This is a genomic window from Alphaproteobacteria bacterium, assembly GCA_037146715.1.
GTDB lineage: Bacteria > Pseudomonadota > Alphaproteobacteria > UBA7879 > UBA5542 > JBAWWO01.
This window is the reverse complement of the sequence record JBAWWO010000003.1, coordinates 58,716-72,775: the sequence shown is the minus strand read 5'-3', so window position 1 is coordinate 72,775 and position 14,060 is coordinate 58,716. Positions and strand designations below refer to the sequence as shown.

General features: G+C 42.0%; 15 protein-coding genes. 13 read left to right on the top strand and 2 right to left on the bottom strand.

What is annotated here, in order from left to right; genetic code table 11:
* Positions 1-19 precede the first annotated feature (19 nt).
* The 6 genes from accD to rlmB all read left to right on the top strand — a co-directional run bounded on the left by accD (position 20) and on the right by rlmB (position 5,426).
* Entirely contained in the window at positions 20-877 is an 858-nt protein-coding gene (gene accD, locus WCG05_01975; GenBank protein ID MEI8320763.1) for an acetyl-CoA carboxylase, carboxyltransferase subunit beta, read from the top strand.
* Positions 878-886: 9 nt separating this feature from the next.
* Positions 887-1,798 carry a class I fructose-bisphosphate aldolase gene (locus WCG05_01970; protein MEI8320762.1) on the top strand — a complete coding sequence of 304 codons (912 nt, stop codon included), beginning with the start codon at positions 887-889 and terminating at the stop codon, positions 1,796-1,798.
* Entirely contained in the window at positions 1,799-2,365 is a 567-nt protein-coding gene (efp, locus tag WCG05_01965) for an elongation factor P (protein MEI8320761.1), read from the top strand.
* Entirely contained in the window at positions 2,365-3,153 is a 789-nt protein-coding gene (locus WCG05_01960) for an inositol monophosphatase family protein (protein MEI8320760.1), read from the top strand. The genes efp and WCG05_01960 overlap by 1 nt, the downstream gene beginning before the upstream one ends.
* A gap of 120 nt (positions 3,154-3,273) precedes the next feature.
* On the top strand, positions 3,274-4,701 hold the full coding sequence (gene pyk, locus WCG05_01955) for a pyruvate kinase (GenBank protein MEI8320759.1): 1,428 nt from the start codon (positions 3,274-3,276) through the stop codon (positions 4,699-4,701).
* On the top strand, positions 4,698-5,426 hold the full coding sequence (gene rlmB / locus WCG05_01950) for a 23S rRNA (guanosine(2251)-2'-O)-methyltransferase RlmB (protein ID MEI8320758.1): 729 nt from the start codon (positions 4,698-4,700) through the stop codon (positions 5,424-5,426). Before pyk ends, rlmB begins: the two co-directional genes overlap by 4 nt.
* Here the strand turns inward: rlmB and WCG05_01945 are convergent.
* Together WCG05_01945 and WCG05_01940 are read right to left on the bottom strand one after the other, a co-directional pair.
* Positions 5,380-8,304 carry an AsmA-like C-terminal domain-containing protein gene (locus WCG05_01945; GenBank protein MEI8320757.1) on the bottom strand — a complete coding sequence of 975 codons (2,925 nt, stop codon included), beginning with the start codon at positions 8,302-8,304 and terminating at the stop codon, positions 5,380-5,382. The genes rlmB and WCG05_01945 overlap by 47 nt on opposite strands.
* A 127-nt stretch (positions 8,305-8,431) precedes the next feature.
* Positions 8,432-8,623: a hypothetical protein gene (locus tag WCG05_01940; protein ID MEI8320756.1), complete on the bottom strand. Its 192-nt coding sequence runs from the start codon at positions 8,621-8,623 to the stop codon at positions 8,432-8,434.
* Positions 8,624-8,806: 183 nt separating this feature from the next.
* On the opposite strand from WCG05_01940, the gene WCG05_01935 reads away from it, so the two are divergent.
* The 7 genes from WCG05_01935 to rpmB all read left to right on the top strand — a co-directional run bounded on the left by WCG05_01935 (position 8,807) and on the right by rpmB (position 13,921).
* Positions 8,807-9,400 (top strand): hypothetical protein, encoded by a 594-nt coding sequence (locus WCG05_01935; GenBank protein ID MEI8320755.1) that lies wholly within the window; start codon positions 8,807-8,809, stop codon positions 9,398-9,400.
* A 32-nt stretch (positions 9,401-9,432) separates the two neighbouring features.
* Positions 9,433-10,782 (top strand): M48 family metalloprotease, encoded by a 1,350-nt coding sequence (locus WCG05_01930; GenBank protein MEI8320754.1) that lies wholly within the window; start codon positions 9,433-9,435, stop codon positions 10,780-10,782.
* A gap of 2 nt (positions 10,783-10,784) precedes the next feature.
* Positions 10,785-11,483: a uracil-DNA glycosylase gene (locus tag WCG05_01925; protein MEI8320753.1), complete on the top strand. Its 699-nt coding sequence runs from the start codon at positions 10,785-10,787 to the stop codon at positions 11,481-11,483.
* A 95-nt stretch (positions 11,484-11,578) separates the two neighbouring features.
* Entirely contained in the window at positions 11,579-12,028 is a 450-nt protein-coding gene (locus tag WCG05_01920) for a mobile mystery protein A (protein ID MEI8320752.1), read from the top strand.
* A 1-nt stretch (position 12,029) separates the two neighbouring features.
* Entirely contained in the window at positions 12,030-12,611 is a 582-nt protein-coding gene (locus tag WCG05_01915) for a mobile mystery protein B (GenBank protein ID MEI8320751.1), read from the top strand.
* A 106-nt stretch (positions 12,612-12,717) separates the two neighbouring features.
* A complete protein-coding gene (locus WCG05_01910; protein MEI8320750.1) occupies positions 12,718-13,533 on the top strand; it encodes an NUDIX hydrolase in 816 nt (271 codons plus the stop codon).
* A 91-nt stretch (positions 13,534-13,624) separates the two neighbouring features.
* Complete coding sequence (gene rpmB / locus WCG05_01905) at positions 13,625-13,921, top strand: 50S ribosomal protein L28 (protein ID MEI8320749.1); 297 nt, start codon at positions 13,625-13,627, stop codon at positions 13,919-13,921.
* The last annotated feature ends 139 nt before the right edge of the window (positions 13,922-14,060 follow it).

Genomic DNA, 14,060 nt, shown 5'->3' with positions numbered 1-14,060 from the left:
TTTTGATAAGAAAGAGCTTATGAATTGGATCACAGATTACGTTCGGCCAAAATTACAACGATTGACCGCCGATAAAAAACCGGAAATTTCTGACAACCTATGGCAGAAGTGTTCCTCTTGCGAGCAAATGTTGTTTCATCGGGATTTGGAAACAAACCTGTTTGTCTGCCATTATTGCAACTATCACTTCAGATTAGATGGCAAAAAGAGGTTGGATTATTTATTTGATGAAGGCATCTATACTCTCATCACCCTGCCCTCTGTCCCGACAGATCCTCTAAAGTTTAAAGATTCGAAGAAATATACAGATCGTCTAAAAGCCTATCGAGACAAAACAAATCGGGATGATGCGATTTTGGTGGCTCATGGATCAATTGGCAAGAAGTCTGCTGTTGTGGCAGCTTTTGATTTTTCTTTCATGGGTGGGTCTATGGGCATGGCGGTTGGTGAAGGACTTGTTGCTGCAGCCGAACTGGCTATTAAAATGAATTTTCCTCTGATCATTGTGCCCGCATCTGGAGGTGCCCGTATGCAGGAAGGGGTGCTTGCCTTGATGCAAATGGTTCGCACAACTATTGCAGTGCAGTTGGTTCGGGAAGCTCACCTGCCTTTATTCTTGTTGCTAACAGATCCTACAACAGGAGGGGTTTCAGCCTCTTTTGCGATGTTAGGTGATATTGCGATTGCTGAACCCGGGGCCACAATTGGCTTTACAGGGGCTCGTGTTATTCAGGAAACGATTCGGGAAAAATTACCAGCAGGGTTTCAAACGGCTGAGTATCTGCGCGACCATGGAATGGTTGATATGGTTGTTCATCGAAAAGATTTAAGCGAGACCATTGCAAGACTTATTGATTTGATTCGCCGAAAAAAGTAGACTCGAGACATGCCCCACACAATTGATTCGATTTTAGCCCACTACGAAAGTGACTCTGCAGCCACCAGGGCCAATTTGGCGAAGCTGTTGTCCCATGGCAAACTAGGGGGATCGGGGAAATTGATTGTACTGGCCGTGGATCAAGGTTTTGAACATGGCCCCAGCCGCAGCTTTGCTGTGAACCACGCCGCTTATGATCCTCATTATCATTTTCAACTGGCTATTGACGCCGGCCTTTCCGGCTTTGCGGCGCCCTTGGGGTTGTTAGAATCGGGCGCAAAAACTTTCGCTGATAAGATTCCCACCATTTTAAAAATGAATAGCGGCAATAGCTTGGTTGCGGGCGAACCCAATCAAGCGATTACGGCCTGTGTAGATGATGCCGTCCGCTTAGGGTGCAGCGGCATTGGATTCACCATTTATCCAGGCTCTGATCATACCTATGAAATGATTGAAAAAATGAAAGATCTTATTGCAGAAGCGAAATCTAAGGGGCTTTTTGTGATTATCTGGTCCTACCCCCGGGGGAATATGTCTTCAGCCGGGGAAACGGGCCTTGACGTGGTTAGCTATGGGGCCCATATGGCCTGTTTGCTGGGCGCCCACATTGTTAAAGTTAAAATCCCTACAGACCATCTGGAAAAGGAAGTTGATCGCCAAGCTTTGATTGCTGGAAAAATTCCTTACAAAACTTTGGAAGATCGTATTGAGTATGTTGTGAAATCTTGCTTTGCGGGGCGCCGAATGGTGATTTTCTCTGGGGGTGCCAAAAAGACAGATAAGGAACTGTTGGAAGAAGTTCATGATGTCAAAAAAGGGGGCGGCTTTGGGTCTATCATTGGCAGGAATTTATTTCAAAGGCCTCGACAAGAAGCCTTAAGTCTGATAGATGAGATGATTCGTATTTATAAGGGCAAGTAAATGAAAATTTCAGGAAACAGTATAAAAATTGGTAATGTGATTGAGCATAAAAACCGTCTGTGGGTTGCTGTAAAAACTATGCATACTCAGCCAGGAAAGGGTGGCGCTTACTTACAGGTTGAACTTAAAGATATAAAAACCGGCACAAAATTGAACGAACGTTTCCGCTCTAGCGAAACCGTTGAACGGGTTCATATGGATGAAGAAGAGTATCAGTTCTTATTTGCTGAGGGCGATACTTATACATTCATGAATGTGCAATCTTATGACCAAGTGGGACTGACAAAAGATTTTATTGGTGGCGCTGCAGACTATTTGCAAGAAAGCATGATTGTCAAAATTATTAGCTATGAAAGTGAACCAGTTGGTGTGGAATTGCCCGAAACTGTTGTTATGAAAATTGTTGAGGCTGATCCGGTTGTAAAGGGGCAAACAGCTTCTTCTTCCTATAAGCCAGCTATATTAGAAAATGGTCTTCGGGTTATGGTTCCTCCTCATATTGAATCGGGCGTGCGTGTTGTCGTGAATACGGCAGATGGCACTTACGTCGAAAAAGCCAAAGACTAATGTTTAGAGAACGCATCCTTACCCAATCGGCCATTTTGAACGTGATGATTGAAGCCGCCTTTAAAGCAGGGCGGGGACTGGTCAAAGATTTTGGCGAAATTGAAAAACTCCAAATTGATCGCAAGGGGCCCAAAGATTTCGTTTCAACGGCTGATAGAAAAGCTGAAAAAACCATTCAGATTATTCTAGAAAAAGCACGGCCGGGGTATAGCTATCTTATGGAAGAAAGCGGTATTCAGGAAGGAACAGAACCAGACCATCGCTGGATTGTTGACCCCTTGGACGGAACCACAAATTTTCTGCATGGCCTTCCTGGCTTTTGCGTGTCGATTGCTTATGAACACAAAGGCGTGCTGACCGCGGGTGTTATTTTTGATCCCTTGCTGGACGAAATGTTCTGGGCCGAAAAAGGTAAAGGTGCCTTCCTGAATTCTCAACGACTGCAGGCATCAAGTCGCAAAGACTTAAAGGAAAGCTTAGTCATCACGGGAACCCATGGGAATGAGGCAGCCCAAAAAAAAGCGTTGGCTCGTTTAGAAATTTTACTTGGGCATCATGCTATTGTGCGCTGCCTGGGTTCTTCAGCTCTTAGCTTGGCTTATGTGGCTGCAGGACGGACGGACGGATACTTTGAAGATAACTTGAAAGTTTGGGATGTATCTGCTGGAAAAGTTATTGTTGAAGAAAGTCGGGGAACCTTGTCTTATGACGTTTCCGGTCATGAGGTTTCAAATCTAGTTGCCGGCCCCATTGGGGTTTATGAAAAACTGAAGACATTATTGCTCTAACACAACCCCATTTGGATCCCTGGATCAAGTCCGAGGACAACACTTAAGAAAATGTGTATGCACAGGTTCAGATAGAAATGAGACCTCGATTATTTCTAAAACTTGATATAAACTAAGCAAATGATTTCACAGCAGTCCTTACGCAAAGTTAAAATTGTGGCAACCTTGGGGCCCAGCAGTTCGTCCTTGCCCATGATTACCAAAATGATTGAAGCGGGCGTCAATGTTTTCCGGCTGAATTTTTCCCATGGAACCCATGATCAACATGCCCAAAATATTCAGTGGATTCGGCAAGCTGAAAAAACCACCAAAATATTTGTAGCTATTTTGGCTGATTTTCAGGGCCCAAAACTCCGCATTGGTGACTTTGAACAAGGATCTATTACCTTGAAAGAAGGCCAAACTTTTGTGTTGGATTCCGAAGATAGTTTGGGAAATGAAAAACGAGTCTTTTTTCCGTGTCATTTAGATTTACATACATCCTTGTCCCCAGGAAATTTTTTGCTATTAGATGATGGCAAGCTGAAATTGGAAGTGACCCAAGTGACCCCAACTTCTTTAAAAACTAAGGTTGTGGTGGGGGGTATTCTTTCTAATAAAAAAGGGGTGAATATCCCTAATACGCTTTTGAAAATTTCTGCCTTTACCCAGAAAGATCAAGAGGATTTAAAATTTTTGTCAAACCAACCCATCGACTGGGTAGCCCTATCTTTTGTGCAAAAGCCAGAAGACCTGCAAACCCTAAAAAATCTTTTGGCAAAACCTTTTAAGGTTATGGCGAAAATAGAAAAGCCCCAGGCCTTACAATCCTTGGCTGAAATTATAGAATTGGCCGATGGCATCATGGTAGCTCGTGGTGATTTGGGGGTCGAGTGCCCTCCAGAGCATGTACCCATTTTACAGCGAAAAATTATTCAAGAGTGTCGTCGACAAGGAAAACCCGTAATTGTGGCAACCCAAATGCTTGAATCCATGATTTATGCCCCTGTCCCCACAAGGGCTGAGGCCTCTGACGTAGCAACGGCTGTTTACGAGGGGGCAGATGCGGTTATGCTCTCAGCAGAATCTGCCTCGGGTAAATACCCCCTTGAGGCCATAGAAATGCTCCATCGCATTATTCAGTCCGTTGAGGATGATGCCTCCTTTAGCAAAAGCCTGGAAACTTTTTCACCCCCCCTGGAGCACTCTTCTGTTTCTGATGGGGTTACGGCGTCCGCCAAGAAAATAGCCCAAGATATAAAAAGCCCCCTTATCGTAACCTATACGGCAACGGGGGGAACGGCTATTCGCACCGCCCACAAACGACCTCCTAGCGCCATTTTAGCCATGACAACAGACGAAAACGTGGCGCGCTATTTAAACCTTGTTTGGGGTGTTTATCCTTGTTTGATTCCCCATGTGGAAGATCTGGATGAAATGATTGTAATGGCTAAAAAAGTGGCAAAAGACTTAAAGTTCTTGCCCTCTTTAACACCAATCATTATAACCTGTGGAGTCCCCTTTGGGACGCCCGGTACCACCAATATAATGTGCGTTGAAACTTTATGAGCAAAAAAATAATTTCTATTTATGGAACCCACGCAGTTTTAGCGGCTTTAAACAACTCCCGACGGGATCATAAAAGGTTATGGCTGACTGAAAAATCCCAGGGGGCTTTTTCAAAATTTTTATCCCATGTTCCCTATAAAATTACGGATGATAAAACCTTAGCGACGATGATTTCTAAGGGAGCTGTTCATCAGGGGGTTGTGTTGGAAACATCGGCCCTGGAAGATTTATCCTTGGAAGATATTGTGGATTCTCTGGGTGAAGAAGCGTGCGTTGTTGTGTTAGATCAAGTTACAGATCCGCAAAACTTAGGGGCTATTCTAAGATCTTGTGCGGCCTTCCAGGTGGATGCCTTAATTGTGCCTGAGCATCATTCCCCCGATTTTGAGGGAACCATTGCCAAGGTTGCCTCAGGCGCTTTAGAACAAGTTCCAGTGTTGCGGGTCATGAACCTGTCCCGAGCTTTAGAGTTTTTGAAAGGTCATAATTTTTGGTGTTATGGTTTTGCGGAAGAAGGCAAAAATGTTTTGGGAACCTATGAGATTTCCGGCCGGGTTGCTTTGCTATTCGGAGCCGAGGGAGAAGGCCTTCGCAGGCTGACAAAAGAAAACTGCGATGTGTTAATAAAGTTACCTACCAGTAAAAAATTTACCACCCTAAATGTAGCCCAAACAGTTTCTATTGCTGTATTTCAGGTTCAGAAGCAAAAAACTTTTCTTCTATAGTCATTTCTTCTTCTGATCTTTTATGGGTAATACCCTGGAACAAATTTCGTATAAAATTTGGGGCCAGTAAACTTAGGGGGTTGCTGCGCACTTTGGGGTTGTTTAAATCACCCTTGACCCAATACGACATGGATACTAATCCCTGATCTTTTTCGCCTGACAATAGTTGGCCAATTAAAGGAATTTTCCCCAGAATCTGATTAAAGAAATTGGCGGGCACCAAAACACCATCCAGATCTATGTGGTTGTCTTTAAAATTAATATGCCCTTTGGCCGTAATCCCAATAGATGAATTCATCATTTTTGCTTCTTCTAATATAAGAATCTTATTTCTGTATCTGAATTTTCCTGCGTTATCTTTGAACAACAGACCATCCCCTTTCAGCTGACTTACCAAACTTTCCACGGAAATAAGACTTAAAATATTGGCTAAAATGGGGGCATCTTTCACATAAATTTCATCAACTGAGAAAGAACCTTCTAAGGGATTTTTTGAATCGCTAGATAGTTGGGTGGCATCAATTTTAAGATTTCTTCCTTTAATTTTATTGCTTAATTGCAGACCCTTTAACAAAGGCTCTAACTGTTGGATGTTGGCCAGAAATTTCGTATTCTTACCGTCTTTTCCATAGAATATTTTGATCAGCTCACCTTCTTTACCCCCTGCGATATTAAGATTATTTAGGCTTCCTTTTGCGCTTTGTAAGGAACATTTGAAATTGGGGACCAGTATGTTGTGAGACAAAAATAAATTGGTAATCGAAAGGGTTAACCCATAGGAATCGGTAGAGGTTGAAGGCTTCTTGAAATAGGCTTTTAGGCCAGGAAGCAAAGCACCCCCGTGTAGATAGGGAAACTGGGCATAAATGGCCCAATGATCTTTCTTACGGGTGCCTTTTAGAACTCCCTTTGATTGGTTAAAGGTAAAGGGAGACAGCGCAAAGGACGTGATCTGCCCCCCATCATTGAAAGATAATTTTCCCTGAATATCTAAGTTTTTAGATTTCAGATTCATTTTATTAATTTTCTTTAGGGTTCCATTTTGGGTAGCATAGGAAAGATCCAATAAACCGGCTTGATTCTTTTTCTTTTGCCATCCTAAAAAGGGTAAAGAAAAAGTGGCATCTTTAAAATTTACTTTAACATCTGTATGCCTTAGGCCTTCTAAGTTCTCTTGAGATTTATAATTTAACTCAACATTACCTGAGCTTTCAAAGTGCGTGGTCATATCAGCAGGTAGAAAGTCTAACAGAGGTTTTATGTTCCCAATGCCTTCAATCATATCGCTTTCTTTGATTTTTCCTTCCGGATGAAAATTTCGGTGGATATCAATATTGGCTAAAAAATTATCAATAATTGTTTTGCCGGAAACATGGAAATCGACTTCTGTCCATTTCAGGGTCAAAAAAGACTTGGTTAGATTTAAAAATTTATCTTCTAGTTTTAGATTCAATTTTGTATCAGAAAATTCTAAGGTGCCGTGGGTTTTAACATCGGCAACAGCCAGATCTTTCTTCAGGGGCAGGATCAAAGAAAGATTTCCCTCAACTTGCCCAGTGCCCTTTTGAACCAAATTTTTCAAAATAGATTGGAGCGGCGGATGTTTTAGAAACCACAGCAATGATTCCAGACTTTTTCTAAGTTTTAGCGTCAGTTCTAATCTCATAAACTCTTTGTCAAAGTCCAATAATCTTACGGATGAATCATGAATTTCTAGGTCCCGAATCATGGCGTGATGTATAAAGGCCCTCACCTGATTTAAATCAAACTGCACCGTGCCGCTTAGATTGTTTAATGGAGGAAGATCATCTGTATAAGAAAGAATGGCGGAATCTAGACTTAAAGACCCCTGAAGATTCTGAACTTGGACAGGGGCATTTTCTGGCAGGGCTAGGGTAAGCTGAATGCGCAAATCCTTCACATTTCCCTGGGGCACATTCTTTAAGATCCACCCCCGGATATTCTCTAGGGATGGATACCAGAATTTGGAAAGCTCTTGGGCTTTTAAAGTTGGTGTATTTATATCTAAAAACAGGACCTGGTTTTTACTTTCCCAATTACCCTTGGCCAACAGGGTCATGGTTTCAGTTTCATTTGTTTTCAGATTTGCTTTCCCATCAAAAGAAAGAGTTTCTGAAAAAAGAGAAAAATCAAACGTCACCTCAAGGGCGCCCTCATACGGATAAAATTCTATGATCTTAGGGTCCAAAGGTAGCAGCCCCAAGTGAATCTTGTCTGCCTTTAAAGTACCTGAGAGAGACTGGGTTAGGTGGTTGAACTCTAGACTTCCTTCTACCGTTACAAGTTTCTCTTGAACAATAACTTCTCCCTGAATACTAGAAAGAGTTTTTGTAATGTATTTAAGAACAGATAGATTCAGATTATTGACAAGGACTGGGGGCTTGTCAGCCTGTTCAAGTTCCAGATGGCCCTGTTGAATTTCAAGGTATTTTAGGGGAATAACTTCCAGCCCCGTTTTTATTCTGTCCGCCAGGGATTGAGACGGTCCTATATCCTGAACCGCTGAAATCTTTATGGAAGGCTTTTCCGTGTAAACAGCCATGGGGTTAAACTTAAACATCAAAACATCTAAAAACCGCCAGGTAAATCGAACCAAGGGGCTCTCTAGTTCCAGGGTATCATTTTTGAAATAAAAATTGCTGAGTTCCAGGGTGGGGAAAACGTAAAATCCCTCAGTCTTTAAAATGGCCTGATCGAACCGAACTTCCTTGGGAATGTATTTTGCCAATCCTGATTCTTTTGTAATAACAATGGGGTGGCGCGACAAACGGTCTAACCCAACCATTCCCACCAGAAATAGCGAAATCAGCAGCGCTGCCAGAATTTTCACAAAAAGGATAAGATTCTTTTTCATCATAAGTTTAAGATAGTGGAATTATGGACGCCTTAAAAGATTATTTATGAAGCCAAGAAAAATATGATGGGAAAGTCCTATATCGGATTGGTCAAGGCCGATCCGATATGTATATATGTTTTGGTCGGAACTAACGGGATTCAACCCACAGCAATTTCAGAGCTAAAGCTCCAAAAATCATGCCTGTAATTTTTTGAAGACGGTTCTGAATAAACGTACTTTTTAAAAGGGTGTGGCGGACTTGGGCAATTAAAATGCCATAGCCCGTATTGATGATAGTGCCTGACACCACAAACCAGACCCCAAGACACAAAAGCTGCATCTCAACAGAGGTTGAGGCCAATCAAGGAGTGAGAACATAGGTGCAGTATATCTAAAATAGGTGCAGTATATCTAAAAGTTGATGTTTCCACAAAAAGGCCTTAGAATGAATCCAGAATAAGGGCGTCCTTGCGAGGATGGGGCGTAGTCCCACGGAAAAAATAGATAAAAATGGAACAAGACCATGATATTAAATAAAAAAATTTCTTTAACGCAATTTTTTTTAAGCATAGTCACCATTTTTTACGTCCACTCAAGTCAAGGGGGTATTTGCCCGGATGGAGGGGCTGAACTTTGTGAAAAATCCATAGAACAAGCGGCAGCCAAAATGATTGAGTGTGACCCAACAGATCCTGATGTGAAAGAATGTGCCCTAATTTTTGTGGCCACCCTGTCAGAAGTGGATGATAATGCGCCTTTTTTTGAAGGCATGTATGAAACAAAAGCCCCTATGGGAAATTTAGATGATTACAAAAGGGTTGTTGGGATGATGAAGCAGCCAGATCAAGACCCGGATGCCTTATTGGCCCTGTATGATTTATCAAAAGCCGTCATTTTGCAAACTGTGGATTTCAATAAAGTGAGCCCTGAGGACTTGAAAGAACTAGAGGATATGGTGGGCCAAACTTTTGAACGACGTGAGTTCCGTCCCCTTTCAAAGGCTGAGCCCCATCATCGGGAAGATTTGATTACGTACTGTAAAAATCGGGCCCGCTCTATCGTGTGGCCTGATACACCGCAGGGGGTTGAGACGGAACGGGATTTAGATAAGGCATAGCCACCCCAGCATCAATTAGATATAGTGAATTTATGAAAAGAATTGTTCAGATTTTCAGTGTTATCTTGTTTGCTGTCTTTGTTGCAAATTCAGAGGAACTGGCACCCGGCACAGTTATTCGCGATGCGGAAATTGAAGCTATTTTACACAGCTATACGGACCCCCTATTTAAGGTTGCACATCTAAACCCCAAAGATCTGCGACTGATTATTGTGGTTAGTAAAGATGTGAATGCCTCAGCCACCTTTAATACAACCATTACTGTGTTGACGGGATTTTTGCTTAAAACGGAACGGGTAGATGAGATTATTGGCGTCTTCGCGCATGAAATTGGGCATTTGGCGGGCAACCATTTGATGGGGTTAACAGACGCCATTGATAATGCGCAAAAGACAAGCTTGTTGGGAACCCTTGCGGGGGTAACCTTGGGAGTGTTAACAGGACGCCCTGATATTGCTTTATTTTCCCTGGCGGGGGGGCAAGCCACAGCCATATATTCTTTTTCACAATTTAACCGAGGCCAAGAAGCTGCCGCTGACCGCATGGCTATTCGATTTTTGCATGAACTGTGTTGGCCCGTTGACGGTCTTGCCAGTTTTTTGCATAAACTGCACGGGCAAGAGTTACTTAGAGAAAGTCAGCAAGACCCCTATTTGCGGACTCACCCTTTAACACAAGATCGTGTAACGACTGTCCATCATGCGCAAGAGACCTCATGCTCAAAACCCTTTCCGAAAGAAATGCTGGAAAATTACGCCATCTTGAAAATGAAGTTGGATGCCTTCCTAAGTCCACCCTACCTTGTCCTTGAGAAATATAAAGGGGAAGGGTTTTTAAATCATTATGCCCAAGTAATTGCCTATTACCGCTTGTCAGATATAGGGAACGCCTTGCGTATTTTGGATGGGCTTTTGAAATCTCCTCACGCTAGCCCCTATCTGTGGGAACTCAAAGGTCAAATTTTGTATGAACATGGAAAGTTGAAGGAATCTATTTTTTGTTATGAAAAGGCTCTTTCCTTAAGTCCGGAAAGTCCTCTGTTGATGTTAGGGCTTGCCCAGTCCTTGATTGGCCTGGAAAATAAGAAGGTTTTGGGCCAAGCAGAAAGGGTACTCCGCAAAATGAAAGAGCATGAACCGGAAAATGCCCTTGTGCTCCACTACTTATCTATTGTATATGGACGACAGGAACGAATGGGTGAGATGGCCCTGTCTCTTGCAGAAAAAGAGGCCTTGTTGGGTAATTGGGCTGAAGCAAAAAATCAGGCTGACCGCGCCCTACACTTTTTAAAACCAAAAGATCATGCTTATTTAAAGGCCCAAGATTTAAAGAATCACATTTCGCAGGAAATGGATAAAAAGACAAAGACACAGAAATTTTAACGATGGCAAAAAAGAAAAATATTTTGTACCAGTTTGGCGCTGACCTGGTTTTGGGGGACGCCCCCCTGAATCGATGGGACCCGCAAACCACTTCCAAATCAGGGATAAAAATAGTCAGTGGTTCTAAGGAAGACCAACTGGCAAAATTGCGCGAAGCCATGGAAAATTTCAATGAATGTTCACTTAAAAGAACAGCTTTGAATTTGGTGTTTAGCGATGGAAACCCCCATGCCAAAGTCATGCTGGTCGGGGAAGCCCCGGGGGCAGACGAGGATCGCTTAGGCAAACCCTTTGTGGGAATGAGTGGCCAGCTTTTAACCAAAATATTTCAGACCATCGGATTGAAACGGGAAACGGATTTATATATTACAAACGTTCTGCCCTGGCGTCCGCCCGGAAATCGGCAACCCACACCACAAGAAGTCAAACAGTGTCTGCCCTTTTTGCATCGCCACATTGCCATCATTCAGCCAGAGGTTCTGGTGTTGGTAGGGGGAACGGCCACAAAAGCTTTGTTTACGGACAAAGAAGGCATCACAAAAATACGAGGCACCTGGTTTGATTTGCCCGTGCCAGATCTGGACCGACCCATTACCAGCACAGCCATTTATCACCCGGCTTATCTACTGCGTAGTCCGCTCAGAAAGCGGGATGTTTGGATGGATGTGCTGATGATAAAGGATCGGATTTCTAAAAGTTAGATTTTTATTTATACAACATATATGTTGTATTTTTATCTTTACTATACATATTATAAGTTGTATGTTTTGATCAGGATATTCGAAAAGAGGGCCAAATGACAAAACAGGCAACACGACAAATATCAAGACGTGTAGAAAGATTCCGAAATATTTTTACAGAATCTGCCCCTACAAAGGGATGGGTTCATGCAATAAGATCGGCTCTAGGGATGACGTTGGAACAACTGGCATCTAAAACAAATGTTTCATATCAATCAATTCAGCATATTGAACGGACAGAACTTAAAGGGTCACCAACCCTTAAGACCATGAAATCTGTTGCAGAGGCTTGCAATTGTCGGTTTGTTTATGCTTTTATCCCAGAACAACCTTTGGAAAAAATGATAGATCTTCAGGCAGAAAAAAAGGCTAAAGAAATTATTGACCAAGTAAGTCATTCCATGATGCTCGAAAATCAAGCGCTGAATGAACGAGAAATAACGCTACAAATTAAAGAATTGAAAGAAGATTTGAAGCAAGGGAATTTAAGAAAAATATGGAGCTAAAATGAAATTTGTATATGCCGAAGGGGCAACACCTTTTGAAGCAGATGAAATTCATAATCTTTTGCAAAAACATATCAGTACGCAAAAAGAATTAGATGAATTAGAACAAAGAAATATTGTGCAAGGAAGCTTATGGGCTTTTTCTGAAAAAAGAAAAAATATTCTGACCTCTTCTTTCCTTTTGAAGCTTCACAAGAAAATGTTCGATGAAGTCTGGTCGTGGGCTGGAAAACAGAGAGACTATCAAACGAATATAGGTGTTGCTCCCCATATGATTTCTTTAGAGATCGCCCAATTGTTGGGAGATGTAGAGTTTCAGATTCAAAGTTCAACCTATCATTTGGATGAAATTGTGGCACGATTTCATCACCGATTGGTTTGCATCCATCCCTTTAGAAACGGCAATGGGCGCCATGCTCGATTAATGGCGGATCTTCTATTATACAATCAAAATCAACCTATTTTCACGTGGGGAAAAGATTCGTTGGGCAGCCCCACAGACCTAAGAAAATCTTATATAACAGCTTTAAAATCAGCTGATAAAAATGATATCAATTCCTTGTTAGCTTTTGTAAGAAGTTAAACTTATCTTGAAAAACTCAAAAGATTCAACTACATGTAGTAGTGAAGATTGGGTAGAGAAGCGTCTATAAAAGATTTCATATTTTCACAATGAAAGGTACCCTAAAATGTTAATGCACACTTTTTCTTTTCTGGCTATTTTCTGTTTAGGAGTTTTATCGGGTTGTTCATCAATTACTATAGGTCAAACTGAATATCGCAAACAGCCGGATCCTTTAGAGAATTATTTTAAATATTTCCATACTTATGAAAATGTATTGGGTCCTCTTGGCAAGGCAAAAGATGGCGAAATTGAGATCATCCATGATAGACAAAAAATCGCAGAAATAGAGAAAACGACAGGAAGAATTGTTGGTGTCGTAGGTGATGATAAGTACTGGCTTTGGTTAAATGACGCAGTTCAGTTTCCGAATAAAAGTTATGGAGTTTATGGCAGGCTCTTATGGAAAAGCTCTCTAAGTGGGCGAGCAGGAGTTGTTGTTATGCCTGTTTTGCCCAATGGCAAGATTGCTCTAAATAGAAATTTTCGTCATGCAACCAGATCTTGGGAATATGAATTGCCACGGGGGGCGCGCGAACCCAATGAAACCATTGAAATGGCGGCTAAAAGAGAAGCCAAAGAAGAAACAGGTATGATTGTTGAAGAGCTTGTTTTGCTTGGCGAAATGACTGTAGATAGTGGTACTTTAAATACGATAGCTCCCATTTTCCGAGCTAAAGTGGTAGCTCAAGAAAACTCAACTCCAGAAGACAGTGAAGCTATTGCGAGTATTGATGCTTTTTCTGTTGCTGAATTAAAGCAAGGGTTTGTTGATGGATATTTGATAAAAGAAATAAAAGGTCACAAACAAAAAATACCTTTGCGGGACCCATTTTTAGCTTATGCTCTTTTTATGTCAGATATCACTAAGGGTAAAAGATAGTAGAACTTATACAACATTCGTTTTTCTCTTGACCTGCCCCGCGATTTCTTTTAAATAGAAGGTCACATATAAAATTGTAAAAGGAAAGATCATGTCTCGTCGTTGTGAAATTACTGGAAAAGGCGTTTTGTCTGGCAACAATGTTAGTCACGCAAACAATAAGACCCGTCGTCGGTTTTTGCCGAACCTGCAAGAAATTTCTTTCACCAGTGAAACACTAGGTGCTAGCTATAAAATTAAGACTTCAGCTCATGGACTTAGGACCATTGAACACAAGGGTGGCTTTGATGCCTTCTTGCTGAACACATCTGCGGCTAAGTTACCTGCAGAAATGAAAAAGCTGAAAAAGAAAATTGAAAAGAAATTAGCCGCTGCTACAGCTGCCTAACGTCATCGCGAGCCCCATGGGGGTGTGGCGATCCAGCTGTTGCGAAGCAACCAGGGCGGAACGCCCTGTAGAAAAGGGAAGCTGGATTGCTTCGTCAGCCTATGGCTTCCTCGCAAGGATGAATTTTTCTTCATCGCGA